The sequence below is a fragment of the Arthrobacter sp. RT-1 genome (assembly GCF_003367205.1).
GTDB lineage: Bacteria > Actinomycetota > Actinomycetes > Actinomycetales > Micrococcaceae > Arthrobacter.
This window is the reverse complement of record NZ_QRGQ01000006.1, coordinates 66,618-92,292: the sequence shown is the minus strand read 5'-3', so window position 1 is coordinate 92,292 and position 25,675 is coordinate 66,618. Positions and strand designations below refer to the sequence as shown.

Annotated in this window: 19 protein-coding genes; 12 read left to right on the top strand and 7 right to left on the bottom strand. The window is 67.7% G+C overall.

Going from position 1 to position 25,675, the window contains the following annotated elements; all coding sequences use genetic code 11:
• Positions 1-164 precede the first annotated feature (164 nt).
• From DXK94_RS06700 to DXK94_RS06690, 3 genes are read left to right on the top strand one after another with little or no spacing between them, the layout of a single operon-like run.
• Positions 165-698, top strand: coding sequence for a WhiB family transcriptional regulator (locus DXK94_RS06700; protein WP_079595677.1), 534 nt, complete (start codon positions 165-167; stop codon positions 696-698).
• 29 nt (positions 699-727) lie between these two features.
• Complete coding sequence (locus tag DXK94_RS06695; RefSeq protein ID WP_115524360.1) at positions 728-4,078, top strand: glycosyltransferase; 3,351 nt, start codon at positions 728-730, stop codon at positions 4,076-4,078.
• Positions 4,071-5,732 carry a DUF5719 family protein gene (locus DXK94_RS06690; protein WP_115524359.1) on the top strand — a complete coding sequence of 554 codons (1,662 nt, stop codon included), beginning with the start codon at positions 4,071-4,073 and terminating at the stop codon, positions 5,730-5,732. Before DXK94_RS06695 ends, DXK94_RS06690 begins: the two co-directional genes overlap by 8 nt.
• A gap of 48 nt (positions 5,733-5,780) precedes the next feature.
• Here the strand turns inward: DXK94_RS06690 and DXK94_RS06685 are convergent, their stop codons facing one another.
• Entirely contained in the window at positions 5,781-6,293 is a 513-nt protein-coding gene (locus DXK94_RS06685; protein ID WP_115524358.1) for a metallopeptidase family protein, read from the bottom strand.
• A gap of 119 nt (positions 6,294-6,412) precedes the next feature.
• On the opposite strand from DXK94_RS06685, the gene DXK94_RS06680 reads away from it, so the two are divergent.
• The 4 genes from DXK94_RS06680 (at position 6,413) to DXK94_RS06665 (ending at position 9,995) form a co-directional block, all read left to right on the top strand.
• Positions 6,413-6,802 (top strand): DUF3499 domain-containing protein, encoded by a 390-nt coding sequence (locus tag DXK94_RS06680; RefSeq protein ID WP_079595673.1) that lies wholly within the window; start codon positions 6,413-6,415, stop codon positions 6,800-6,802.
• Between the two features lie 79 nt (positions 6,803-6,881).
• Complete coding sequence (locus tag DXK94_RS06675; RefSeq protein ID WP_115524357.1) at positions 6,882-7,118, top strand: Trm112 family protein; 237 nt, start codon at positions 6,882-6,884, stop codon at positions 7,116-7,118.
• A gap of 99 nt (positions 7,119-7,217) precedes the next feature.
• On the top strand, positions 7,218-8,696 hold the full coding sequence (gene ahcY, locus DXK94_RS06670; protein ID WP_115524356.1) for an adenosylhomocysteinase: 1,479 nt from the start codon (positions 7,218-7,220) through the stop codon (positions 8,694-8,696).
• A gap of 63 nt (positions 8,697-8,759) precedes the next feature.
• Positions 8,760-9,995 carry an Ig-like domain-containing protein gene (locus tag DXK94_RS06665; protein WP_079595670.1) on the top strand — a complete coding sequence of 412 codons (1,236 nt, stop codon included), beginning with the start codon at positions 8,760-8,762 and terminating at the stop codon, positions 9,993-9,995.
• 2 nt (positions 9,996-9,997) lie between these two features.
• Here the strand turns inward: DXK94_RS06665 and DXK94_RS06660 are convergent, their stop codons facing one another.
• A complete protein-coding gene (locus tag DXK94_RS06660) occupies positions 9,998-10,798 on the bottom strand; it encodes an RDD family protein (protein WP_079595669.1) in 801 nt (266 codons plus the stop codon).
• Between the two features lie 70 nt (positions 10,799-10,868).
• On the opposite strand from DXK94_RS06660, the gene DXK94_RS06655 reads away from it, so the two are divergent.
• The gene (locus DXK94_RS06655) at positions 10,869-11,861 is read left to right on the top strand and encodes a stage II sporulation protein M (protein ID WP_181039483.1); all 993 of its coding nucleotides are present in this window, start codon (positions 10,869-10,871) and stop codon (positions 11,859-11,861) included.
• 129 nt (positions 11,862-11,990) lie between these two features.
• The gene (locus tag DXK94_RS06650; protein ID WP_115524355.1) at positions 11,991-13,166 is read left to right on the top strand and encodes a TIGR01906 family membrane protein; all 1,176 of its coding nucleotides are present in this window, start codon (positions 11,991-11,993) and stop codon (positions 13,164-13,166) included.
• Here the strand turns inward: DXK94_RS06650 and DXK94_RS06645 are convergent.
• Positions 13,157-14,986, bottom strand: coding sequence for a long-chain fatty acid--CoA ligase (locus tag DXK94_RS06645; protein ID WP_115524354.1), 1,830 nt, complete (start codon positions 14,984-14,986; stop codon positions 13,157-13,159). The two genes, DXK94_RS06650 and DXK94_RS06645, sit on opposite strands and share 10 nt — an antisense overlap.
• A gap of 67 nt (positions 14,987-15,053) precedes the next feature.
• On the bottom strand, positions 15,054-16,796 hold the full coding sequence (locus DXK94_RS06640; RefSeq protein ID WP_115524353.1) for a dolichyl-phosphate-mannose--protein mannosyltransferase: 1,743 nt from the start codon (positions 16,794-16,796) through the stop codon (positions 15,054-15,056).
• Positions 16,797-16,841: 45 nt separating this feature from the next.
• Here DXK94_RS06640 and rsmI point away from each other — a divergent pair, with 45 nt between their 5' ends.
• Positions 16,842-17,717, top strand: a complete 876-nt coding sequence (rsmI, locus tag DXK94_RS06635; RefSeq protein WP_079595664.1) for a 16S rRNA (cytidine(1402)-2'-O)-methyltransferase — start codon at positions 16,842-16,844, stop codon at positions 17,715-17,717.
• Between the two features lie 182 nt (positions 17,718-17,899).
• Positions 17,900-19,399, top strand: coding sequence for an NAD-dependent succinate-semialdehyde dehydrogenase (locus tag DXK94_RS06630; protein WP_079595663.1), 1,500 nt, complete (start codon positions 17,900-17,902; stop codon positions 19,397-19,399).
• Positions 19,400-19,434: 35 nt separating this feature from the next.
• Here DXK94_RS06630 and DXK94_RS06625 read toward each other — a convergent pair whose 3' ends face one another.
• Genes DXK94_RS06625 through DXK94_RS06615 form a run of 3 tightly spaced genes read right to left on the bottom strand, consistent with a single transcriptional unit; the run spans position 19,435 to position 24,508 of the window.
• Positions 19,435-21,915 carry a DUF3488 and transglutaminase-like domain-containing protein gene (locus tag DXK94_RS06625; protein WP_115524352.1) on the bottom strand — a complete coding sequence of 827 codons (2,481 nt, stop codon included), beginning with the start codon at positions 21,913-21,915 and terminating at the stop codon, positions 19,435-19,437.
• Positions 21,912-23,375, bottom strand: a complete 1,464-nt coding sequence (locus tag DXK94_RS06620; RefSeq protein ID WP_115524351.1) for a DUF58 domain-containing protein — start codon at positions 23,373-23,375, stop codon at positions 21,912-21,914. Before DXK94_RS06620 ends, DXK94_RS06625 begins: the two co-directional genes overlap by 4 nt.
• Positions 23,376-23,383: 8 nt before the next feature.
• On the bottom strand, positions 23,384-24,508 hold the full coding sequence (locus DXK94_RS06615) for a MoxR family ATPase (RefSeq protein ID WP_115524350.1): 1,125 nt from the start codon (positions 24,506-24,508) through the stop codon (positions 23,384-23,386).
• A gap of 165 nt (positions 24,509-24,673) precedes the next feature.
• On the opposite strand from DXK94_RS06615, the gene DXK94_RS06610 reads away from it, so the two are divergent.
• The gene (locus tag DXK94_RS06610; protein WP_079595659.1) at positions 24,674-25,579 is read left to right on the top strand and encodes a TatD family hydrolase; all 906 of its coding nucleotides are present in this window, start codon (positions 24,674-24,676) and stop codon (positions 25,577-25,579) included.
• The last annotated feature ends 96 nt before the right edge of the window (positions 25,580-25,675 follow it).

The window sequence follows — 25,675 nt, the reverse complement described above, 5'->3', positions numbered from 1 at the left end:
GCGTACGCGGCGTTGGGGAACTTCAGTGATTATTATCCCGGCCGCGGCTTGACTCGCCCTAGTTACACACGTGTAATTAGGTATCTAAAGCGACTGCGCAAATACCGGCACACAACCGAGTGCCCACGTATCCAGGCAGAGGCTGCAACATCAGGAGGGTCGCCGTGGGGCAAGCAGAGCGTATCCAGGAAGATGCCGTCGTGGCCGGCCAGGCAACGGCAAAATACCGTGCACGGGGGGTGCCGAGCGATTGGTACGTGGATCCTGCTGATCCTGAAGCTGCGGAGCGGTACAACCGGAATGCCAGCGGCATCCTGGAGGACCAGGCCACGGCATTCCTTGCCGCGCATGAGGCCCTCCTGGACGGCGGCGGGGACCTTGAAGACGACCTCGACCCGCCCATGGAGCTGGCTGCGCCCGGCACGGCCCAGCCTGTGTGGATCGGACTGCCCTTCCAACAGGACTTCGACGACGAAGGCGAACTCGGCTGGCAAACTGACGCTTTGTGCGCCCAGACGGACCCCGAGGCCTTCTTCCCGGAGAAGGGCGGCTCCACCCGCGATGCCAAAAAGGTGTGCGGTGCCTGCAACGTGCGGTCGCAATGCCTTGAATACGCGCTGGCCAATGACGAACGGTTCGGCATTTGGGGAGGCCTGTCCGAGCGTGAGCGCCGGCGGCTGAGGAAGCGAGCAATCTAATTCACCAGGATGTTTATGTCACTGCCGTTGTGGTTGCCCACAACGGCAGTGCCTATCTCCCCAGGACCCTCTCGGCTTTGGCGGACCAGACCCGGTCCGTGGACCGTGCCATCGGCGTCGATACCGGATCCCGCGATCACTCGCTGGCCCTCCTTGAGCGGGCCTTTGGTGCACATAGCGTCCTGAGCCATGAACGCGGGAAAGGCGGGATGGGGGCCGCGGTTTCCGCGGGCCTCGCAGGACTCGCGCCCCGGGTGGCCGGCGGGGCGGACGCCATGCCGGAGTGGATCTGGCTGCTGCATGACGATGCCGCCCCTGCACCGGAAGCCCTTGCTGAACTGCTCGCCGCCGTGGAGCGCGCGCCCTCCGTGACCGTCGCCGGCTGCAAGCAGCTGGACTGGCACGAGGAACGGAAGCTGATCGATGTCGGCCTCTCCACCAGCCGCTGGGCCGAGCGGCTCACCCTTATCGACGCCGATGAGCTCGACCAGGGGCAGTACGACGGCCGCAGCGATACGTTCGCCGTGAATTCGGCCGGAATGCTGGTTCGCCGTGACGTCTGGGAGCAGCTGGGCGGCTTCGATCCCGCACTTCCGGGCAGCGGAGACGACGTCGACTTCTGCTGGCGCAACCGCCTCGCGGGCCACCGGGTTGTGGTTGTCCCTGCCGCCCGCATGTTCCACGTGGCCCACCGGCCCCATGCATTGGGCAATCCCGCAGCGGCCCGAAAAGCGCAGGTTCACCTGCGGCTCAAGCACTCGCCGCTCTGGATGGTGCCGGTCCATGCTGCCGGCGCGCTGCTGGGCAGTCTCTTCAAGCTGGTCCTTAGCATTGCAGTCAAGGACCCGGGGCACGGAATTTCCCAGCTGGCTGCCACCGTTGCCGCACTGGGCAGGCCCAGGGCAGTGGCGCGGGCCCGCCGGGCAGCCCGGCAGTCGCGGCGGATCCGCCGCTCTGTCATCCGCAAGCTGCAGACACCCCGGCGGGAGGTGTGGAGCCACAGGCGGTCGCTCATGGAGGCCATCGGTTCGGACAACAGCCCGGCTGACGACCTCGAACATGACCCGCTGGCGCACCAGCCCAGCGGCGACTCCTCCGACGATTTCGCTGCCCTGGCCACCAGCAAACGCGGGTGGGTAGGCAATGGGGCCCTCGCGGCGGTCATCATCGCATCCGTCGCTTCACTTCTCGGACTCGCCGGGCTGTTCCGCGCCGACGCCGTTGCCGGCGGGGCACTCATACCGGTTTCTGCGGGTCTCGGTGACATCTGGCACCACGCCTCCAGCTGGTGGATCAGCCTGGGCGCCGGACTCCCGGGAAGGGGCGACCCCTTCGGCTACGTCCTGTGGATCCTCGGCGTCCTCGGCGGCGGGGATGCCAATGCAGCCATGGCCTGGCTCCTCCTGCTCAGCACCCCGTTGTCCGCTCTTACCGCCTGGTTTGCTGCGGGCGGACTGACAGTCCGACGCCGCCTGCGCCTCGCTGCCGCTATCTTCTGGGCCGCTTCCCCCGCTCTTCAGGTGGCCCTGAACCAAGGCCGCGCCGGCGCCCTGATTGCCCATCTCATGATCCCCCTGCTGGTCCTTGCCCTGCTGCGCGCCACCGGCTCGGCGGTGGGACACGGACGGTTCACTCTGCCTGCCGCGGACGGGCGCCGCGGGGACCGGCCTCCTGTCCGGCCCGGGATCAACGGCACGCCGTCATGGACGGCGGCGGCAGCAGCAGGACTGGCTCTGGCGGTTGTCGCTGCATCTGCGCCCTCCCTCCTGATTCCTGCAACCGCCGTGATCGTGCTCTGCGGGCTCCTGCTGGGCCGCCGCGGCCGCACCGTGTGGTGGGCCCTGCTGCCAAGCGCCGCGCTCTTCATTCCATTCGGCCTGACCGTGCTCGACAAACCGAGGGCACTGCTCGCGGATCCGGGCCTGCCCCTCGGCTTCACCGCCGCCCCGCTCTGGCAGCAGCTCCTGGGCCAGCCGATGGCCTTCGGCCCCGACGGGGGACTGGACGGCCTGCCCTACTTCCAGGACGCCGCCTTCCCCTGGGCCCTGCTGCTGGCACTCCTCGTGGGTGCGCCAGTCCTGGTCCTGGCCGTGGCGGGACTTTTCACCACGGGCCGCCGCGCCAGGACGGCCAGGTCACTGTGGGTGGCCGGAGCGATCGCCTTGGCCGGCGGCTGGCTGGCCTCCCACGTGGCAACGGCAATGAACGCCGACACGCTCGTGACGCCCTTCACCGGTCCCGCTGTTTCCGCCGCCGCTTTCGCCTTCCTGGGGGCGGGCCTGCTGGGAGCTGAGCACCTCCTCAATGTGGCGGACAAGGCTGTTGCAGGCACCGCGAAGCAGCGCACCGCGGCACGTTCCGCCATGGCCTTCGGGATGGTGCTGCTGCTCGTCGGCCCACTGGCAGGAATGGCCGCATGGTCTGCCCGCAACCTGCTCCGTCCCGCAGCTGTTTCCGCCGCCGGCGCCGTTGGAGCTGCCGACACTGCAGGTCCGGCAGCCCCCGGATTCGGCGCCACCCGGCTGGTGGAGGCCGCCAGCCCGCGGACGTTGCCGGCCACAGCCATCGACCGCGGAACAGGCCCCGAGCAGACGCGCACCCTCATGATCAGCACGCGGGACAACGGCTCCTTTGACGCCTCCCTGATGAGGGGCGCGGGCACCACCCTGGACAGCCTCTCGGCAGTCGCTTCCGCACGGAACATCATTGGCGCTCCGGGCGCTGAGACGGTCCGGGACGACGACGACGTCACAGCGGCCGTCCGCCGCGTTGTGGCAACCCTCGTGGCCGGCCAGGGCGTCGACCCGCGCAGCGACCTGGAACAGCTGGCAGTCGGCTTCGTTGTGCTCCGCTCCGCAGATACAGCGGCGCAGCTCACCGCCAGCAGGATGGACGCGGTGCCGGGCCTCGTAGCCGTGGGACAAACCGACGTGGGATGGCTCTGGCGGATCACCCCGCTGAACCAGCCCGTCCTGCAGCCCGCGGATATCGCCCACCGGGTCCGGATCGTGGACGGGGACGGATCAACGGTCTCGCTGGTGCCGTCGGCCTACAACGACGTCGATGCCCAGGTGCCCGAGGGGCCCGAGGGGCGGCTGGCAGTTCTTGCCGAACGCGCCGATCCCGGTTGGAGTGCCTGGCTCGACGGCCGGAAACTGACATCAACCACCTCCGGATGGTCCCAGGCGTTCACGCTTCCCGCTTCCGGCGGCCACCTGACAATCCGCTACGAAAACCCCTGGGCAGCATGGGCAGGAATAGCCCAGGCCACGGTGATTGGCCTGACTGTCATGCTGGCCATCCCCATGCCGGCACGAAGGCCGCGGACCGGCCTCTCCCGGGATGAGGGCTCCCTGCGTAAGGAACAGCAGAATGCATGAGCACACCATGTCCGGCCAGGCGCCGGACGCCCCGGCAACGGATGCAGGAGAAGCGCCCGGCGGGGCCGGCAACCAAGGGCCCGAAGGCAAGCGCCGGAAGGGGACCCTGGCGGGTTTCGCCACCGCTGCACTCGTCCTGACGGGTGCCGGGGCCGTGGTGGCCGCGGGATCCTTGCTTCCTGCGCCGGAATCGAGCCGCAACCTGCCGGCGGCCGTTGCCGCCGTCCCCGCAGGAGAAAGCCTGGGCGTATGTCCGGGCCCCGCCCGGCTGCTGGAAGGCACCCAGGCAGGCACTGATCCACAATTCAGCCCGGAATCCGCCACGGCCGCCAGTACGGTGACCGCGGCCATCCTCGGCGCCGCAGGCGTGCTCCCGTCCAGCCGGCTGTCCCTGCTGGACGGGACCACCGCCGTCGAGATCGCCAAGGATTCCGGCGAAGTTCCCGCCGAGGGTGCGCGCCAGGAACTCATCGCGGGCGTCCTGGCTAACCGCCAAGTGGACCAGGCAACAGTCGTTAGCGCCGATGCCCTGGCAAACCAGCAGGCGTCGGCTGCGGCAGCGATGAAATTCACGGCAACGGACGGCGACCTTCAGGGAACAGCGGCCGCCAACTGCCAGCGGCCGTCCAACGACCAGTGGCTGGCCGGCGCCAGTACCACTGTGGGCCGTACATCGGTGCTGGTCCTGACGAACGCTTCCACCACCCCGGCCACGGTCAGCCTTGAGCTGTTCGGCCGCAACGGTCAGATCCAGGCGCCCGGCAGCCGCGGCCTGCTCGTGGCACCCGGCACCACACGCTCGGTGGTACTCGCCGGCCTGGCTCCGGGGGAGCCGCAGCTGAGCGTCCATGTCCGCAGCGCGGGGGGACCGGTTGCGGCGGCTATCCAGCAAAGCGTCCTGCGCGGCCTGACACCCGGCGGAGTGGACTTCATCGCACCCGGGGCGGCCCCCGCGGTCCGCCAGGTCATGACCGGCGTGGACATCCAGGATCCGGCCGGAGTTGCTGCCGTGACCGGAAGATCCGGGTACGAGGATGCCGCTCCTGCCCTGCAGATCACTGTTCCGGGTCCGTCGGATGCAGTGGTGGAGGTCAAAGTGTATGGCCGCGACGGTCAGAAATCCCTGCCGTCCGGCGGTGTGATCACCGCCAAGGCCGGTTCCATCACGGAAGTTTCGCTTGCGGGCGTTCCGGCCGGGCACTACACCGTTTCTGCGGCATCCGATGTCTCCTTTGTTGCCGCCACACGCATCAGCCGGGGGACCCAGGAGGGGCAGCCGTCCGATGTCGCCTGGGCGTCCTCCGGGGTGCGGCTTGGCAGCCAGCACGTGGTTCCTGTTCCACAGGGCGGGACCCGTCAGCTGGTCTTTGGTGCCCTGGACGCCAGGGCCACCATCACCTACGCGGCAATCACCGCCGACGGGAAGGTCCGGGCACCGTCCACGGCCGACATCGCGGGCGGAACCACTGCGTCCATCGCCGTTCCGGACAAGGCCGAGGACGCCGACGTGGTTGGCTACGTCGTCTCTGCATCCGGGGATGCCGCCTACGGCGCTGTCCTTGTGGAACAGGACGGCCGGAACGACGTCTCATCCCTTGCCTTCCAGCCCGCTGCGGCGGGGCAGGAAACGGTACCGGTCACCATCAGCTACTGAAACCGCGGTGCCGCCCGGAGACCCTCCGGGCGGTTGGGGCTGGGTGCGTCAGTAGCGGCGCCGGTACACCGGGTCAAGGGTTTCAGGGGCAACGCCCAGCATCTCCGCGGTGTGCTCCACCACCACGTCGTGGACCAGGTCCTGAAGTTCCTCGATGCCGGGGCAGGCCTGCTCCACGACGCGCCGGTACACCGTGATCATGGGCCCGTCTTCACCGGAAGCCGGCGTATAGGAGCCCATGGGAATGGGTGCGGAGTCAGCGGCCAGCTGCTCGAGGGCCGGCGGAATCTCGTCCACGCCAAACCGGACGCCGTCCAGTGTCTTGCCCCAGATATCGTGCAGCCGCTGGGCCGAATCCAGGACCATGTCATCGAACCGGTCAGACCGTGTCCGGTAGCCCGGGTGGGTGGGAAGCATAACCTCGCCGCGCAGCCCGCGGCCGTGGCGGTTCCGGCGGCGCTGCATGAAGCTCCTGCCCGTGGAGTCCCCGCCCGTCTGCTGTGCGGCGTCCGGGTCAGCCAACCGGACCGTAAAGCCTGATTCATGGTTCGATGACTGCATACATCGACTGTAAACCCGGGAAATGATTTACGCGATAGATTCCCCCTGCAGCGAAGGCGCGTCACGCCCGCGGCGCCAATGCACGGTTTTGCCGAGTACAGAGAGTAGTCTGTGATGTCGTGGGAGCTATCCGTCAGTGTTCAAGATCTGCCTGCCGCCAGTCGGCGGTAGCTACCCTGACGTACGTCTACGCGGACTCCACGGCTGTTCTCGGCCCCTTGGCTACTTACGCCGAGCCGCATTGTTACGACCTTTGTGAACAGCACGCCGATTCGTTGACGGTCCCCAGGGGCTGGGAAGTCCTGCGACTGGCCATGCCGTCCACGCCGCAGCAGCCCGGCCCTGATGACCTGCTCGCACTCGCCAACGCAGTCAGGGACGCCGCGGCCCTGCCCGCCCAGGCGCCGCAGCTGCCGGCCCAGCGCGGTCCCCATTCGGCGCTCGAAGCTCCTCCGGGCACCGAAGGTACCCGCAGGGGGCACCTGCGCGTCCTGCGCGAGCCGTCCTGAAACGGATCTAACGGTACGCTGGAACCTGCACACCAATCCGCTACCGGCGCGAGCGCGCCCGCCAGGGAGCATGAACCAAATGCCAAAGATCAGTCCCGAACTGCTGTCCGTCCTGCGTTGTCCCGTGACGGGTTCACCCCTGGTCCAGGACGGCGAGGAACTGGTAGCTACCACCGCCGGGGAAACAGGCGTGAAGCCCCGCTACGCGATAGAGGACGGCATCCCCCTTCTCCTGCCCCCGGAACTGCTGGCCGCAGCAACATCCGCCGGCTCCGACCAGCACGACTCTGCCCCCGAAACTGCCCGGGCCATATAGCCCCCGCTTACCCGCAGACCAGACCCTGGCGCCCCGAGCGCCGATGAATACGCCGTCCTTCACGGACGAAGCAGTACCGGACACAGCAAAGGACCACCCATGACGTTCGATTACAAGGTTGCCGATATTTCCCTGGCGGAAGCAGGCCGGCACCAGATCCGCCTGGCCGAGCACGAGATGCCCGGCCTCATGTCGCTGCGCGAGGAGTTCGGCCCCAGCCAGCCGCTCAAAGGCGCCAGGATTGCAGGATCGCTGCACATGACCGTGCAGACCGCCGTGCTCATCGAAACCCTGACCGCGCTTGGCGCAGAGGTCCGTTGGGCCTCCTGCAACATCTTCTCCACCCAGGACGAGGCCGCCGCGGCCGTTGTGGTGGGCAAAGGCACCGCTGAGGACCCGCAGGGCGTCCCGGTGTTCGCTTGGAAGGGCGAAACCCTCGAGGAATACTGGTGGACCGCAGAACAGATCCTGACCTGGCCGGGTGCGGAGTCCAACCCCGAACTGGGACCCAACATGATCCTGGACGACGGCGGCGACGCCACCATGCTGGTGCACAAGGGCGCCGAATTCGAGGCCGTGGGCAACGTCCCTTCCGCCGGCCCCGCCGATTCCGAAGAGTACGGCATCTTCCTTGACGTGATCCGGCGCTCCATCGCAGCCGACCCGCAGAAGTGGACGCGCACCGCCTCCACCATCAAGGGCGTCAGCGAAGAAACCACCACGGGCGTCCACCGCCTCTACCAGCTGGCAGAGCAGGGCAAGCTGCTGTTCCCCGCCATCAACGTCAACGACTCCGTGACCAAGAGCAAGTTCGACAACAAGTACGGGATCCGGCACTCCCTGCCGGACGGCATCAACCGTGCCACGGACGTGCTCATGGGCGGCAAGGTCGCCGTCGTCTGCGGCTACGGTGACGTCGGAAAGGGCGCCGCGGAAGCACTGCGGGGCCAGGGATCGCGCGTGATCGTGACCGAGATCGACCCCATCTGCGCCCTGCAGGCTGCCATGGACGGCTACCAGGTGGCAAAGCTCGAATCGGTCCTGGCCCAGGGGGACATCTTCATCACCACCACGGGCAACAAGGATGTCATCATGGCCGAGCACATGGCCGGCATGAAGAACAAGGCCATCGTCGGCAACATCGGCCACTTCGACAACGAGATCGACATGGCAGGCCTGGCCAGGATCCCCGGCATCAAGAAGGTGGAGATCAAGCCGCAGGTCCACGAGTGGGTGTTCGACGCAGGAACTGCGTCCGAGCGTTCCATCATCGTCCTGTCCGAGGGCCGCCTGCTGAACCTGGGCAACGCCACGGGACACCCGTCCTTCGTGATGAGCAACTCCTTCGCCAACCAGACCATCGCCCAGATTGAGCTGTGGACCAAGAAGGACCAGCCCGAAGGCGAACGCGAATACGAAAACCAGGTGTACGTCCTGCCCAAGGTCCTGGACGAAAAGGTGGCCCGCCTGCACCTCGACGCCCTGGGCGTGGAGCTGACGGAGCTGACGAAGGACCAGGCCGAGTACCTGGACATCGACGTCGCCGGCCCCTACAAGCCCGAACACTATCGTTACTAAGAAGTAAAGTGCCCGGGTGCCAAGCGCACCCGGGTTGTTACTTCCAGCATTTAGGATCGGAATATGGAGCCCGAAGCCCCCCGCCGCCCGCGGACCTTGAAGAAAATTCTCATCGTCACCGTGGTGTGCCTCCTCGCAGCAGCCGGCGGTGTTTTCGCCGCCGTCGCGCCGGGACTCGCGGGCGGCGCCCTGGAATCCGAAGCCGGCTCCGCCGTCCGGTCGTCTCCGGGCATCGCCTCGCCCGTGATCGCCCCGGTGAAGCTCGATGCGGCACCCGCGAACGGTGCCAAACAGGTCAATCCTGCCGCCCCCGTTTCGCTCAAGGTCAGCAACGGGACCATCGAGCGCGTGACCCTCACCAGTACCTCCGGTGAAACGGTGGAAGGCCGCATCGACCCGCAGGGCACCGGCTGGTCCGCGTCCGGGCCGCTGGAATTCAATACCGATTACAGCTACACCTGGGTGGTCAAGGACGGCGCGGGGCGCGAAACGAGCACAACGCAGTCCTTCAGCACCGTCTCAAGCTCGCATGAGGCTGACGCGGCCATCTACCCCCTTGACGGGATGAAGGTGGGGGTGGGGCAGCCGCTGCAGATCATCTTCAGTGAACCCGTGCTGAACCGCGACGCCGTCGAGAAGGCCATCAAGATCACCAGCAGCGCAGGCCAGGTGGGAGCCTTCCACTGGCACAGCGACACCATGGTCCGGTACCGGGCGGAGGGCTTCTGGGCCGCCAACTCCACCATTGCGATGGACATGCAGCTCTTCGGCGTGGACCTGGGCAACGGGCAGATTGCCAACTTCAACAAGAAGGTCAACGTGGCTATCGGGGATAAGAAGGTGGCTGTCGCCGACGCCGCTGCCCATACCTTCACCCTCAGCATCAACGACCAGCCGGTCAAGACGCTGCCGGTCAGCATGGGGGACAAGCGCTTCCCGTCCGCCCGCGGTTACGGCGTGCTGATGGAGAAGAAGCGCTACGACCACTTCCGGGCCTCCAGCATCGGGTTGAAGCCCGACGATCCGGCCTACTACGGCGACGTGGACGTGGAGTACACCATCAGGCTGACGCTGAGCGGAGCCTATATCCACCAGGCCCTCGAGTCCGCCTACCCCTTCATCGGCAACACCAACGTCTCGCACGGCTGCATCGGTTTTGCCCCCGACGGCGCCGCCTGGGTCTTCGAGAACATGGGTACCGGCGACGTGGTGCAGATCGTGAACACGGAAGGCGACTACGCCGCGCACGACGATGGGTTCGGTGACTGGAACATTCCCTGGAGCGAGTACGACAACTGACGTCAACTGCTGAAAGGCAGCCGCTGGAGCCGCTCGCCCACCTCGGTGTTGCGCCGCCGCTGCTGCGTCAGCCTGGTGAGTTCCCGGTTCCGGCGTTCAGCGACGACGGCGGCAAGGTAGTCATCCGGGCTGGTTCCGGCGGGCGGGGCGGGAGCCACGTGGGCTGACAGTTCGGTGGCGATTGATGCGGCCATTCCGGCACGTGACAGCGGGGCCATCCTGGCCGCCTGGCGGATGAACTGGGAGGCCCTGCGCGCCGTCGCATCGGGGATCCTTCCGATATCCGCCGCGGCCGCCCAGGCACGCAGCTTCGGCGGTACAAAGACCGGCACGGCCTGCTCCACGGGAACCCGGCGGCGGATGGCATAGGTTCCGGCCAGCAGGTCGCCGAGGCGGCGGGACCTGTCATTGAACAGGGCTACGCACAGCGCCAGCCCGCCGAAGGTCAGGTAAATCTCGAGGAACCCCGTGAGCCCGCGGATCACGGCATGGCGGAAGCGGATTGCGCCCCCGTCGTCCCGCACCACGCGCAGGCCGGTCGCCAGCTTGCCCAGTGACAGGCCCCGGCTCAGTGTCTCCACCGCCACCGGAACGATCACCAGGCAAAAGACCACGCTGGAAAGGACCAGGGCGCGCATGGCTGCCTCATCAAGGTCCGCACCGGCCGCGGCCAGGCCAATCAGGATTCCCACGAGCAGCACGACGTTGAAGAGGACATCAAGGACCAGGCCCAACGCACGGGCCGCGAACGATGCGGGCCGCAGTTCCAGGACTACTGCCTCGCCGGTGACTATCGAACTCACAGTGCGTACCCATTCCTCGCGGCTCGTGGTGCAGACGGTCAAAGTCTAGTGGTGGCACTAGGCTGGGCCCGTGGATATGGACGCCTTCTCCGCCGTGAACGCGGACAAATGGTCACGGCTGCACCACCTTGCCACAAAGGGCAGGCTCAGCGGACGTGAGGCCGATGAACTGCTGGCGCTGTACCAGTCGACGTCCTCGCACCTGTCCCTCATCCGCTCCGTCGCCCCCGAAAGCGGCCTTTCCGCCTCACTGTCGGCCACGCTGGCCCAGGCCAGGACCCGCTTCACCGGCGCACGGTCCAACCCGATGGCGGACCTCGCACGGTTCTTCGTGGTGGCACTTCCGGCCGCGTTCTACCGGCTTACCTGGCTGACATTGGCCTGCGGGGCCGCGTTCATCCTCATCGGTGCCGCCTATGCCCTCTGGATCGGCACGTCGCCCGAGGCGCTGCGGGCAGTAGCCTCCGAGGCCGCCGCCCAACAGTATGTCGAGGAAGACTTCATCGACTATTACTCGGAGAACCCGGCGGCGTCCTTCGCGGGCGCGGTCTGGACGAACAACGCCTGGATCAGCGCGCAGGCCGTAGCCCTCGGCATTACGGGGGTCTGGGTCCCGATGATCCTGTTCAGCAATGCCCAGGGGGTGGGCATTGCAGCCGGGGTCTTCGCTGCCGCGGGCAAGTCCGACGTGTTCTTCAGCTACATCCTGCCGCACGGCCTGATGGAACTGACCGCAGTGTTTGTGGCCTGCGCTGCAGGGCTGCGGGTCTTTTGGGCCATGGTGTCACCGGGCCCGCGGACCAGGAGCCGGGCGGTGGCGGAGGAGGGCAGGTCGCTGATAACGGTGGCACTCGGCCTGGTGCTGGTGCTTTTCGTGTCCGGACTGGTGGAGGGGTTTATCACGCCCAGCCCGTTGCCGGTGTGGGCGAAGATCAGCATCGGCGCCGGAGTGCTGGCCTCTTACTGGGTTTACGTCCTGGTCTGGGGCAGGCGCGCCTACCTCTCAGGGGAACGTGGTGACCTTCGTCCCGGGGATGCCGGCTACACGGAAATCGCTGCCTGAATCGTTGTAATACCGCCGGGGTGGTTCCTCGCCCACGCCAAGGCCCGGACTGTAGGCTCGTCAACAGATAGAGCGCCGCGCCGGCGGACCCTCGCGCGGCACGGAAAACCCAACGGAAGTGACGCTGCTGTGAAAGACGAAACACCGGCCCGCGCCAAGAGCGCCGCGCCGCAGCCGGACCCTTTCCTGGATACGTCCGGGGACTCCGAGGAGCCCGCTTTTTCCTGGCTGACGCCCGCTGGAAAGGGCGACGCCGGGACGGAAGCCGAAGGCACTTCCACCGCCGAAGGCCCGTCCGTGGGGTCTTCCCGGGTGTCATCGCAGGCCGACACCCCTGAACCCGACTCGACCATTACTCCCCAGGCGGACAGCAGGGCAGGCCGGAAAGCCGCTGAGGCTGCCGCCGAACCGTCCGGCGGGGCAGCACCAACGGAGGCCGCCGCCGCATCGGAGACGGTCGACCCGTCGGACTCCGACGGGTCGACCGGCCACGGCAGTTCGCCCGTCTTCAAGGAACCCCTTCCCACGTCCGCGCTGCACGTACGTCCGCCGGAGGAGGAGGTGGCGCGCCGCAACGCAGAGCGGGAGAGCGCCGCCAACGCCAAGCCGGTTGCCCCGCGGGTGATGCAGGTCCTCCTTGCCATTTTCTTCCCGGTGGTCCTCCTGGTCCTTGCCGTGCGCGCAGTGACCAGTCCCTTGTTCCTGTGGGTGGAATACAACCGCCCCGGCTTCCCCGGCGACGGCTACGGCTTCAGCACGGACGACCGCATGACCTATGGCTCCTACGCGGTGGACTACCTGACAAACTGGGCAGGTCCGCGGTACCTGGGGGACCTGGTGCACCGCAGCGGCGACAAACTGTTCAAGGACGGCGAAGTCAGCCACATGGCCGACGTCAAGGCGGTGATCCTGTCGACCTTTGGTGCCGGTGCGCTGCTGCTCCTCCTGGGCCTCATCGCCGTCCTGTACCTGCGGAAGCGGAGCAGGGGCGGTGTCCGCAGGGGCCTGTTCGCGGGTTCCATCGTCACCCTGGTCCTCATCCTGGGCCTCGGCACGTTGGCTGTCCTGGGCTGGCAGCAGTTCTTCACCGATTTCCACCGCATATTCTTCGCCGACGGGTCCTGGACCTTCAGCCTCGACGACACCCTGATCCGCCTGTTCCCCGGCCAGTTCTGGATTGACGCCGGCCTGGTGATCGCAGGCCTGGTGCTCCTGACGGCGCTGGTGACGCTGGTCCTCACCTGGCCCACACGCCGCCGCCGCGGGCTGCTGCGCGAGGAGCCGGCGGCGGAGGGTCAGGCGTAAAGCCGGGCGACGTCCGCCTGGAAGTCCTGCACGACGGCGGCCCGCTTGAGTTTGAGCGACGGCGTCAGGTGTCCGGACTCCACGGTGAATTCTGTATCGAGGAGCGAGAAGGAACGGATGGATTCGGCCTTGGACACGAGCAGGTTGGCCTGATCCACCGCTTCCTGCACCGCCTTGACCACCTCGGGATCCGCGACGGCTTCGCGGCGGGGGAGCGGCGGCAGGCCGCGCTCGGAGCGCCAGTTGTCCAGGCCCTCCGGGTCCAGGGTCACCAGGGCTGACACGAACGGTTTGCCGTCGCCCACCACCACCGCATGGCCCACGAGCGGGTGGGAGCGGATGGTTTCCTCGAGTGGCCCGGGTGCCACGTTCTTGCCGCCTGCGGTCACCAGCAGGTCCTTCTTCCGGCCGGTAACGGTGAGGTAGCCATCCCGGTCCAGTTTGCCGAGGTCACCGGTGCGGAAGAAGCCGTCCACGAAGGCTTCGGCGTTCGCCGCGGGGTTGTTGTGGTAACCCTTGAAGACGCCGATGCCCTTGACCAGGATCTCCCCGTCTTCGGCCACCCGGATGGTGGTGCCGGGAATGGGGATGCCCACCGTTCCCACCCGCGTGCGTGCTGGAGTGTTGACCGTGCACGGAGCCGTTGTTTCGGTCAGGCCATACCCCTCCAGCACGGGAATGCCTGCCCCGCGGAAGAAGTGCGCGTCCTCAAGCGCCAGCGGGCTGGCGCCGGACACGGTGTACCCTACCTGGCCGCCCAGCGCCTGGCGGAGCCGGGGATAGAGCAACCGGTCAAACAGCCCGTGCCGGACTTTCAGCAGCAGGCCGGGGCCGGGGCCGTCGCCGCGGCTTTGGCTGTCCAGGTCCCGCGAGTAGGCGATGGCCGCAGCCGAGGCAGCCTTGAACAGGCGGCCCTTCCCGGCCACTGCTGCCTTGTGGGCGGCGGTGGCCCGGACTTTTTCGAAGATCCGCGGGACCACCAGGAGGAACGTGGGCCGGAATGTCCCCAGGTCATCCAGGAGCTGCGCCGCCCCCGGGGTGTGCCCCAGGGTGGCCCCCGCCGCGAGGCAGACCACCTGGACGGCCCGCGCCAGGACGTGGGCCAGCGGCAGGAACATCAGCGTGCGCGCCTGGTCCTTCAGTAGCAGTTCCGGAAGGAACGCGACGATGTTCCTGGCCACCAGCGCAAAATTCCCGTGCGTGATCTCGCAGCCCTTGGGGTTGCCTGTGGTGCCCGAGGTATAGACGAGGGACGCGACGTCGTCCAGCCCTGCCCGGCCCCGGTGCCGCTCCAGCTCGGCGTCGCTGACTCCGGCCCCCGCGGCGGCGAGGCTGGCAAGGTTCGGTGCCGCGCCGTCGTCGTCCATCCTGACCACGTTCACCAGGCGGTCGCGGAGCGGGGGCGAGCCGGCAACAACGCCGGAAACCAGGTCCACCGTCGCCTGGTCCTGCGCAAACACCCGCCGCACCCCGGCGTCGCGGATGATCCACTCCACCTGGCGTGCGGAGGACGTCTCGTAGATGGGGACCGTCACCCCGCCGGCGAACCAGATGGCGAAATCCACCAAGGTCCATTCATAGGAGGTGGCGGACATAACGGCCACGGTGTCACCGGGTTCCAGTCCACCTGCAATGAGTCCCTTGGCCAGCGCACTGACGTCCTGCAGGAATTTTCCGGTGGGGACATCCACCCAGCCGTTGGGGCCCTTGCGACGGTAGAGGGCATGGGCCGGGTTGGCGGCGTGCTGTTCCAACAGCAGGTCCGTGACGTTGCTGTCAGCATCCAGCTCAACCAGCAGTTCGATGCTTGCTTCCCTCACAGATGGTCTCCGTTCCGCTGCCAGGCCGCGGCAGCGGCTTCGATCGGGGCTCTGATGCAATCCTGCCCTAGATCCAGGACGGCATCCACATCCTGACTTTCCAGTCCACGTAGGGGATGATCTCTGCTGCCCAGATCGGGTAGAAGAAGGCTGAGAGCAGGACGGCGGCCGCCACGAACAGCACCACCAGGTACAGCCCGGAGCGCCGGCGCCACGGCGGATCCGCAGCCCGGCCCAGAACGAGGCCCAGGCAATACACCAGCGCCAGGATGAGGAAGGGCTCAAATGACACGGCGTAGAAGTAGAACATGGTCCGCTCCGGGTAAAGGAACCACGGAAGGTATCCGGCGCCCACGCCCAGGAGGACTGCGCCGGCCCGCCAGTCCCGCCGCCCGGCCCACCAGAACAGCAGGACCACCAGCGAGATGGCGGCACCCCACCAGATCAGGGGGTTGCCCACGGACAGGATGGCCGAGGTGCACTTGGCCACGTCGCACCCCGGCGTGCCTTGCTCAGGGGATTCGTAAAAGAACGACGTCGGCCGGCCAAGGACCAGCCAGCTCCAGGCGCTTGCCTCGTACGGGTGGTCGGATCCCAGGCCCTGGTGGAAGGTGTACGCTTCGCGGTGGTAGTGGGCCAGGGACCTGATGGAGTCCGGCAGCCAGCCCCATTCAGGGGAGGGATTGCCCGCAGCCCAGTTGCGGAAGTAGGCATCTTCCGAGCGGAACCAGCCTGTCCACGCCGCCGCGTACACCAGGCCGGCAACGGGGACCATGCTGAGGAAAGCGGGGATTCCGTCTTTGATGACGCCGCCGCTGATCCAGCCGCGGATTCCCGCCACCCGCCGGGCGCTGAGGTCCCAGAAGACCGTCAGGAGGCCAAACCCGGCGAGGAAAAACAGTCCGGACCATTTGGTGCCAACGGCCAGGCCCAGGCAGAGGCCCGCGGCCACCCGCCACCAGCGGACACCCAGCCAGGGCCCGGACAGCAGCAGGGCAGCCGGCGGCAGTCCGCCGTTCCGGGTCGCGGCCTGTGCCAGCCGGGCAGCGAGCCGGCGCCGGCCGTCATCGCGGTCCAGCAGCAGTGCGCCGAAGGCGGCGAGGATCCAGAACATCAGGAAGATGTCCAGCAGGGAGGTGCGTGACATCACCAGGTGGTGACCGTCCACGGCCAGGAGCAGGCCCGCGGCACCGGCCAGCGGCAGCGACCGGAACAGCTTCAGGGCGATCAGGGACACGAGGAGGATGGAGAGGGTTCCGGTCAGGGCTGCCGCGAAGCGCCAGCCGAAGGCGTTGTCCGCACCGAAAATCCACATCCCGGCGGCGATCATCCATTTGCCCACCGGCGGATGGACCACGTACTCGGGGGAGCTGAGCAGGACCGTGGGGTCACCTGCATTGAAGGAATCGTTCGCCTTGTCAGGCCAGTTGCGTTCGTAGCCGCTGATGAGGAAGGAGTATGCGTCCTTGACGTAGTACGTTTCATCGAAGACCAGCTTTTGCGGAGTCTCCAGCCGGACAAACCGGAGGATGCCTCCGGCCACTGCCGTCAGGACCGGGACGAGCAGGAACCAGAGGCGCAGCGACGGCGGATAGTCCCGCCAGGACCGGACCCCTCCCAGGAGCCGCTCCTGCAGCGCTTCACGGGTGAACGCCTCTTCCGGGGGCCTGATCCAGGTACGGGATCCGCGGCCGCCTGATCCTGCGCCCCGGCCTTCCGCCGCAGCCTCCGTAGCTGCCGTACCGGATGCGGCGGGAGCGGCGTGTCCGGCTCCGGGCGGCCGCGTCGAGGTCTGCGTCACGAGCCCCATGCTACCTTTTGCGGCCGCAGTCCCCCTCAGCAGTAGGCTGGTGGCGTGGACCCTAACCCCAGCACCCCTCCAGAATCCGGCCCGGCAGCGCCAGGACGCATTGTCCTGGCCGCCACTCCGATCGGAAACACGGGTGACGCTTCCGCCCGGCTCGTGGAGCTGCTGGGAACGGCGGACATCGTCGCGGCAGAGGACACCCGCCGCCTGCACCGGCTGGTCCAGAGCCTGGGGGTCACAGTGGCCGGCCGGGTCATCAGTTACCACGAGCACAACGAGGCGACGAAGACGGCGGAGCTTTTGGACCAGGTGCGGACCGGCAGCACCCTTGTGATGGTCACGGACGCCGGCATGCCCTCCGTGTCCGATCCGGGCTTCCGGCTGGTGGAAGGTGCCGTTGCGGCGGGGTTGACCGTTACCGCCGTGCCGGGCCCTTCGGCTGTGCTGACTGCCCTGGCATTGTCCGGCCTGCCCACCGACCGGTTCTGCTTCGAAGGGTTCCTCCCACGGAAATCCGGGGAACGCGCCTCCCGGCTGGCAGACCTCGCCGGGGAACGCCGGACCATGGTGTTCTTCGAGGCGCCGCACCGCCTCGAAGCCATGCTGCGGGCACTGCGGGAACGGTTCGGGCCTGAGCGGCCCATCGCCGTGTGCCGGGAACTGACAAAGACCTACGAAGAAGTCATCCGCGGGTCCCTCGGCGAGCTTTTGCAGTGGGCTGAGGATACGGAGGTCCGGGGCGAGATCGCCGTTGTGCTTGGCGGGGCGCCCGAACAGGCTGCCGGCACGCCCGAGGACCACGTGGCCGCGGTCAACGAACTGGTGGCCCAGGGCATCCGGCTCAAGGAAGCGGTGGCTGCTGTTGCGGACGACGTCCGGGTGAGCAAAAGGGAGCTCTATTCGGCCGTGTTGGCGGCCCGCTGACGGTAGCCGACGGGCCGGGTTGCTGCTGTGCAGATGCACAGGAGAACGGCGTTGGGGCAGTGCGCCGCGGCGTAGACCGGGGCGGTGGCCCGCAGTAGTCTGACAGTTAATCAGCCTGATGAGCCCGGTCACTCCGGCCGCCGCCGCAGGGCTGCAACAACCCTACTGACGAGGGAGTCATCGTGACTGTCACTGCACAGCCAGCCGTTACCGCGGACCGCGAAAGCCGGCTTCTGGCCTCTGTCCCCACCGGACTGCTGATTAATGGTGAGTGGCGCGCCGCCGCCTCCGGCAAGACCTTCGACGTCGAGGATCCCGCCACCGGGAACGTCCTGCTCAGCATTGCCGACGCCGGCGCCGAGGATGGCGCCGCGGCGCTGGACGCCGCCGCTGCCGCGCAGGAGTCATGGGCGAAGGTCCCGCCGCGTGAACGCGGCGAAATCCTGCGCCGGGCTTTTGACCTGGTGACCGAACGCGCCGAGGACTTCGCGCTCCTGATGACCATGGAAATGGGCAAGCCGCTGGCCGAAGCCCGGGGTGAGGTGACCTATGGTGCCGAGTTCCTGCGCTGGTTCTCCGAGGAAGCCGTCCGTGCTTTTGGCCGCTACTCGGTGTCCCCGGACGGCAAGTCCCGGCTGCTGGTCACCAAGAAGCCCGTTGGCCCCTGCCTGCTGATCACCCCGTGGAACTTCCCGCTGGCCATGGCCACCCGCAAGATCGCCCCGGCCGTCGCGGCCGGCTGCACCATGGTCCTGAAGTCCGCGAACCTCACCCCGCTGACCTCCCAGCTGTTCGCCGCCGTGATGCAGGAAGCCGGCCTGCCCGCCGGTGTCCTGAACGTCATCCCCACCTCCACCGCCGGCGCCACAACGGGCCCGCTGATCAAGGATGCCCGGCTCCGGAAGCTGTCCTTCACCGGTTCCACCGAGGTGGGCCGCCGCCTGCTGGCTGACGCGTCCGAGACCGTGCTGCGCACTTCCATGGAACTGGGCGGCAACGCCCCCTTCGTCGTCTTCGAGGACGCCGACCTGGATGCCGCCGTCGCCGGCGCCATGCTCGCGAAGCTGCGGAACATGGGCGAGGCCTGCACCGCGGCCAACCGCTTCATCGTCCACGAATCCGTGGCAGCCGAGTTCGCGGAGAAGTTCGCCGCGAAGATGAAGGAGATGACCACCGCCCGGGGCACCGAGCCGGAGTCCAAGGTGGGCCCGCTGATCGACGCCAAGAGCCGGGACAAGGTCCATGAGCTGGTCTCCGACGCCGTTGCCTCCGGCGCGAAGGCCGTCCTGGGCGGCGGACCGGTGGAGGGCCCGGGCTACTTCTACCAGCCCACCATCCTCTCGGGCGTTACCGAAGGCACCCGCATCCTGTCCGAGGAGATCTTCGGGCCGGTGGCACCGATCATCACCTTCAGCAGCGAGGACGACGCCGTGCGCCTGGCCAACAACACAGAATACGGGCTGGTGGCCTACGTCTTCACGAAGGACCTCAACCGCGGCATCCGGATGGGCGAAAAGCTCGAAACCGGCATGCTCGGCCTGAACGCCGGCGTCATCTCCAACGCCGCCGCACCCTTTGGCGGCGTCAAGCAGTCCGGCCTGGGACGCGAAGGCGGCCTCGAAGGCATCGAGGAATACCTGTACACCCAGTACATCGGCATCGCCGATCCCTACGCCGGGTAATCCCCGGACGGCACCAACTGGAGCCGCCGCCCGCCCTACCGTGAACGCACGGGCCAGGAGCGTGCGGCGGCTTTTGCCGTTACAGCCAACGCCCGGCCGGCGGCCCTGAAGGGGGCGCCAATGATCCGCCCCAGCCGTCCCATCACGGACGGTGGAAGCCACGCGGCCCGAAGCCTCTGCGGCAAGGTGGCATTGGCGCGCAACGCAAGCTCCAAGGCAGCCAGCTGCCCCGACGCGGCGCCGCCTTTTGCGCCTGTCCCGGTCCGTCCGCCGTCGTCCGCATCCTGTCCGCCGGCTGACGGCGGGGGCGGGCCGAACCTGTTCCGCTCGAAGCCTGCGGTGAGTGCAACCGCGGCGCGGTGGGCCGCCTCGTCCATCCCGCCGGGTTCCCCCAGATGCCCACGCAGCCGCGTGGAATAGGCCCGCGGGGTCTCGCTGGAGCCCGGGGCTACGCCGTAGTCGGTGCCCAGGTCCAGCATTTCAGTCCAGGCCAGGGGGACGGCGTCCCCGGGATCCCTCGGGCGGAGGCGCCGGGCACGGATGGCGGTCCGGACCAGATGCGGCGAGGCGGCCAGGAGTGCAACGCCCAGGACTCCGCCGGCCCCGAACAGCCATGGCAGGAGCTGCAGGCCATCGTCGCTGCCGCCGCCTGTCCCCGGGGCCGGAAGCGGCGTGGCGCTGGGGACCGGGGCGGGGGCCGGAGTGGCGTCGGGAATCAGGTCGTCATTGTTGTCAAGCGACCCGGGGGCAGTCGGGGCGGACGACTCCGTGGCATATTCGGGGACGACGCCGCGGGAGGGTGTGGGCTCGAAAGGTACCCAGCCCAGGCCCTGGAAGTACAGCTCCGGCCACGCATGGGCATCGCGGGCGTCCACCTCGAACTCGGGCAGCGTACCCTGGCCTGCCACCGTCACCGTGGCACCTGTCAGCCGTCCCGGGGCATAACCCACGGCGATGCGGCTGGGGATCCCTTCCAGCCGTGCCATGACCGCCATTGCCGACGCGTAGTGGATGCAGTAGCCGCTCTTTTGGTCCAGGAAGTCGGCCAGGACGGAGAGCCCGTTCCCGTCGTAGCCGTTTTGCACCGGTGACTGCAGCGAGTAGGTGAACTCCGCCGACCGGAGGTACCGCTGGATGGCCATCGCTTTTTCGTAAGGTGAGCTGGCGGACCCGGCCACCGTGCCGGCCGTGGTCCTGACAATCTCCGGAACGTTGCCGGGGACCCTGGTGAAATCGTCGGGGATGTCCCGCACCCCGCTGGATGATTGGGCCAGCAGCCCTGCCGACAGTTTGGGCACTGAGGACGTTACAACGTACTCCTGCCGCCGGGAGCTGACGTCTGTCCCCTTGATGCTCAAGGTGGCGGGATCCCAGGTCCAGCGTCCGTCCAGCCCGCGCACCGTTTCGGGGGCGTAGGGCACAGGCAGGTAGGGGCTGGTGAAGGTCCCGGTATCGATCGCGGTCACCTGCTGCAGCTGTTCGTCGGCCAGGACTGCATAGCCGGGATCGATCCGTCCGCCCAGGGGAAGCCGCGATGCGTTCCGGTCGTCCGGGCCCCAGGATTCGCCGTCGAAGTGGTCCACGGTGACAGACCGCAGGTACAGCGGGACGGAGGCATTGGTGGCGTACGTGATCCGCCCGCTTCCGTCCGGCGTCCGCAGGCTGTTCCCGAGGGTAATCATCGGGTTCAGGCCCGTGGAGGTGCCCCAAGGGTTAAGCCGGGAACCCTGCGGGAAGGTGCCCTGGTCGAATCCCGGGATGGCCAGCGGAACCAGCAGGGTGGCAGCAAGCGCAGCGGACCCCGTCAACACCGCCCGCCGGACCTGCCCCGGGTTCCGCGCCGAGTCCGCCTGGGTGCGGGCATCCGGTGCGAACCACTGGCTGCAGGCAAGGATCATCAGGTACCCGGCGACAGCGACGGTAAAACCAAAGAAGCCCACGCTCTGCGGCTTGATCATGGCCGGCACCACCAGGATGGCCAGCAGGCCCACGCCGGTGGCTGCCGGCATGCCGAGGGGTACTGCCAGCGCGTCCACCAGGATGACCGCCAAACCCAACACCGCGCAGATCACCATCACGATCCCCACGTTGGGTGCCACGGGTGCGGTTTCGGCCAGCACGGTTTCGCTGGCACGGCGGACCAGCCGCTGCAGTTCGGTGAAGGTGGCGCCGGTGGGGATCAGCCCCAGGAGGCTGGATCCGCGGAAGAACGTCAGGGTGAGGATGGCGCCCAGGGACAGGAAGCCGCCTGCGGTCACCAGCAGTGGTTGGGCCCGGACGGCGCGCAGCGCGGCGAGGGTGAAACTTACCACCAGCACTGTGGTGAGCACCGGCCAGTACCAGGCCCAGCCCCTCAGCACCCCGTTCAGGGACAGGGCGGCACCGCAGACTGCGACGGCAATGGAGGCGGCCATGGCCCACGGAAAGGCGCCAACCCTTGGCCGCCCCGCGGATGTTCCCGCCGGGGAAGCAGGCTGTTTGCCGGTGCCGGGGGTCCGGGCCGGGGCCATGGTCATCGCGCCACTCCCGCTCCGCGCCGGACTTCCGCTGTTGGCGCCGGCAATTCAACGTCCTGGTCAAACTGGCCCCAGGCGGCGGTCACCGGGACCGACGGCGGAACGGCCACCGCCCGCCAGCCACCCTGCCGGAGGGCCTCGAGGACAACGGAGTACTCGGCGGGCTTCTCCACAACAACGATGGCAAAGGCGTTGGTTCCGTAGCCGGCGGCAGGGGCCAGGGCCAGCGCCTCCTCCGGAGAAATCCTCCCGAGCACGGCAATCAGGGGGCCGCGCATGCGGTGCGCGGACAGCTTGTCCATCAGTTGGTCGTCAAAGGAAGGGGGCCCGGCGTCCTGGCTGCTGGTGTGCCGGGAGCCAAAAAGCTCTGGACCAGGTGCTTCGCGCCCCACGATTTCCCGAAGCCTGGCATCGCGCCGCTGATGATGTGGCCCGGTGAGCTGGATGGCCGCGAGGCTCTCGGCAATGGACTGGAGCCCGGAGGCCCCGCTGTACTCCTCGGCCTCGGGATCCGGTGACGAGGGCGAATGAAGGAAGGCCGGTTCCCCGCGCGTGTCCAGCAGGCGCAGGCCGTAGTTGCGTTCTGCAAGGTGGGCGCTGATGGACATGGCCGCTACTACAGACCATTCAAAGGTTTCGCTGGTGACCATGGAATGGCCGTCCTGCGCGGTCAGTCCCGCCAAAGTGGGCGGCGACCCGCCGGAGAAGGCCATGAAGCGGTGGTCCAGGACGATCGTTGCCTCGGGCGTCGTGACGGATTCCTCCTGGCGGACCATCAGGGCACCGTGGCGGGCGGTGGCTGCCCAGTGGACGCGGCGCATGGGGTCGCCGTGGCGGTATTCACGGGTCATCACGTCGTCGTCGCTGGGGTTTGCGCGGATTCTGGTGGCGGTAACGCCGTCGTTTCCCCGGGCTCCGGCGAGCCCTGTCAGGGGAAGGACGACGGCGGCAGGCGTCACCGTGAGCGTGTCGCCGTCGTCAATGGCCTGGCGGTGCAGTGAGAGCCCGAACGGGTCCGTGAACTCGGCCGTGACAGGACCGATCCTGAACTGGCCGCGCTGGGCGGATCGCAGGTGGTATTCGTAGCGGCTTGTTCCGCCGGTGGCTGAGCGGGAGGGGAACCGGAACACGGGAGACTCGCCGAAGCGGGGCGGCAGCCGTTCCTCCATGGTGGCCCGGCCGCTTGCGGTTCCCGTCCGGGCCACCGCCAGCCGCACGGTGGTGGGGGAAGACGTCTCCACCGGGGACGGATTGAACTCGCGGTACACGCGGAAGCGGGGCTTCACCAGGCGGATGCCGGCCAGCGAAACCACGGGGAGGACCAGCAACAGGACACTGAGCGTCAGGAGATCCCGCCGCCCCATGACGTGGGCGGCCGCGAGGGCAGCAGCGCCGGCCCCCAGCATTCCCCAGCCGCGCTGGGTGAAGAGGTGCCGTGGCAGTCTGTCGAGCAGCGCCATGGGTCCGCCTAGTGGTTCCTGCCCACGCCGGCCACCGGGGCAGGGCTCCTGCCGGTGGTCCTGGGCTGCCGGGCGGGCTCGGCCGGCGTGTGCGGAACGGGCAGGCGCGACAGGATGCCCCGCAGGACGGTGTGCGGAGTCTCGCCCGCTCCGGCCGCCTTCCGGTCCAGGATGATGCGGTGCGCCAGGACGGCCTCTGCCACCTGGAGCACGTCATCGGGCAAAACGAAGTCCCGGCCGTCAAGGGCGGCAGTGGCCTTCGCTGCACGCAACAGCTGCAGCATGGAACGGGGGCTCGCGCCCAGCCGGAGGAGGGGGCTTTCCCGGGTGGCCCTGCCCACCGAAACCGTGTACTCCTTGACCGCCTGCGAAACATAGACCTGCTGGACGCTGGCGATCATGGCGGCCACGTCGGCCGTGGTTACCACAGCGGCGACCTTGGCCAGCGGAGAGGTGGCCTGATGTGTTTCGAGCATCTCGATCTCGGCGTCCTTGTCCGGGTAGCCCATGGAGATCCGTGCCATGAACCGGTCCCGCTGCGCCTCCGGCAGAGGATAGGTTCCTTCCATCTCAATGGGATTCTGGGTGGCAACCACCATGAACGGCTCGTCGAGCCGGTAGGAGTTGCCGTCCACGGTGACCTGGTGCTCCTCCATGCACTCGAGGAGGGCGGACTGGGTTTTGGCGGACGCGCGGTTGATTTCGTCGCCGATGACGATGTTCGCGAAAACCGCGCCGGGCCGGAACTCGAACAGCCTTGACGCCTGGTTGTAGATGGACACCCCGGTGACGTCGGAGGGCAGCAGGTCAGGGGTGAACTGGATGCGGTTGACGGTGCAGTCGATGGTCCGGGCCAGCGTCTTGGCCAGGAGGGTCTTCCCGACGCCGGGTACGTCCTCGAGCAGCAGGTGGCCCTGCGCCAGCAGGACAGTCAGTGCCAGCATTGCAGCATCCGATTTCCCATCGATTACCGTGTTCACCGTTGTCAGGATGCGCTGGCTTGCCGCGTGGAAAGACTCACCGTCCATCGCCGCCGGACGGTGCCCGTTCAGGCGGCTGACGGGGTCCGGGACGCCGGCCAGGTTGCCGGTAGCAGCGCTCACATCGTTGGCAGTACGTCGGTGGGATTCCATCGGCAACCTTTCAGCCCGGGGTCTCGCCTGGACGGGACAAGTAAGCCTGCCTTCGCCCGTCGGTGGGCGTTCGCATCTGTCCGTACCAGACTACTAACACAACTGCCGCAGCTGACAGAGAGTTCCGGCAAAAATGGGGCCAACCTCCGCAGTTAGGCTGGAGGGATGTGCAACACGCTGATCCCCGACGCTTACCGCAGCCCCGTTGCCGGGGACGCACCCGATCCTGAGAACGGCAGGAAGCGCGAGTTCCCGCCCGCCCCGGAACCCCTGCCGGTGCCGGTCATGGACAACCACACCCACCTCGATTTTCCCGACGGGAAGGCGCCCGTGGGCATTAAGGCCGCCCTGGATGCAGCCGCCGCGGTGGGTGTCCAGGGTGCGGTGCAGGTGGGCTGCGACCTCGAGTCCTCCCGTTTCACCGTGCAGGCGGTGGACCAGGACGAACGGCTCCTCGGGGCTGTTGCCCTGCACCCCAACGATGCCCCCCGCTACGCGGCCCGCGGCGGGCTGGAAGAGGCGCTCGCTGAAATCGAGCAGCTGGCAGCCCACCCGCGCATCAGGGCCATCGGGGAGACCGGCCTGGACTTCTTCCGTACCGAAGGCGAAGGCCTGGTCCACCAGAAATACTCCTTCCGCCGCCATATCGACATTGCCAAGCGCCTGGGCCTCACACTGCAGATCCACGACCGTGACGCGCACAGTGACGTGGTGCAGGTCCTGCGGGAGGAAGGCGCACCGGAGCGGGTCGTGTTCCACTGCTTCTCGGGTGATGAGGAGCTGGCCGCAGTCTGCAACCAGGAGGGCTGGTGGATGTCCTTCGCGGGAACACTCACCTTCCGGAACGCCACAAACCTGCGTGCCGCGCTGGCCGTCGCCGATCCTGCGTTGGTCCTGGTGGAAACCGATGCTCCCTTCCTCACACCCCACCCGCACCGGGGCCGGCCGAACGCGAGCTACATGGTGCCCTACACGGTGCGTGCCATGGCTGAATTGACAAATACCGACCTGGCCTCGCTGTGCGCCGGTATCAGCGAAAATACCGTGCGGGCGTACGGATCCTGGGTGTAACGAAACAGCTTTGTTGCTCACCCCAAGGAATACCTGGTATGCAAAATTGTTGGTCCCTTTATAACGCTACGGTTACAGTGAAGAACTATTAGCCGG

Excerpts from the sequence above, each read along its gene's own strand:
- DXK94_RS06690 (WP_115524359.1), top strand. The coding sequence starts at position 4,071 with ATGCATGAGCACACCATGTCCGGCCAGGCGCCGGACGCCCCGGCAACG.
- DXK94_RS06685 (WP_115524358.1), bottom strand. The coding sequence starts at position 6,293 with ATGCAGTCATCGAACCATGAATCAGGCTTTACGGTCCGGTTGGCTGAC.
- DXK94_RS06675 (WP_115524357.1), top strand. The coding sequence starts at position 6,882 with ATGCCAAAGATCAGTCCCGAACTGCTGTCCGTCCTGCGTTGTCCCGTG.
- ahcY (WP_115524356.1), top strand. The coding sequence starts at position 7,218 with ATGACGTTCGATTACAAGGTTGCCGATATTTCCCTGGCGGAAGCAGGC.
- DXK94_RS06665 (WP_079595670.1), top strand. The coding sequence starts at position 8,760 with ATGGAGCCCGAAGCCCCCCGCCGCCCGCGGACCTTGAAGAAAATTCTC.
- DXK94_RS06640 (WP_115524353.1), bottom strand. The coding sequence starts at position 16,796 with ATGGGGCTCGTGACGCAGACCTCGACGCGGCCGCCCGGAGCCGGACAC.
- DXK94_RS06625 (WP_115524352.1), bottom strand. The coding sequence starts at position 21,915 with ATGACCATGGCCCCGGCCCGGACCCCCGGCACCGGCAAACAGCCTGCT.
- DXK94_RS06620 (WP_115524351.1), bottom strand. The coding sequence starts at position 23,375 with ATGGCGCTGCTCGACAGACTGCCACGGCACCTCTTCACCCAGCGCGGC.
- DXK94_RS06615 (WP_115524350.1), bottom strand. The coding sequence starts at position 24,508 with ATGGAATCCCACCGACGTACTGCCAACGATGTGAGCGCTGCTACCGGC.
- DXK94_RS06610 (WP_079595659.1), top strand. The coding sequence starts at position 24,674 with ATGTGCAACACGCTGATCCCCGACGCTTACCGCAGCCCCGTTGCCGGG.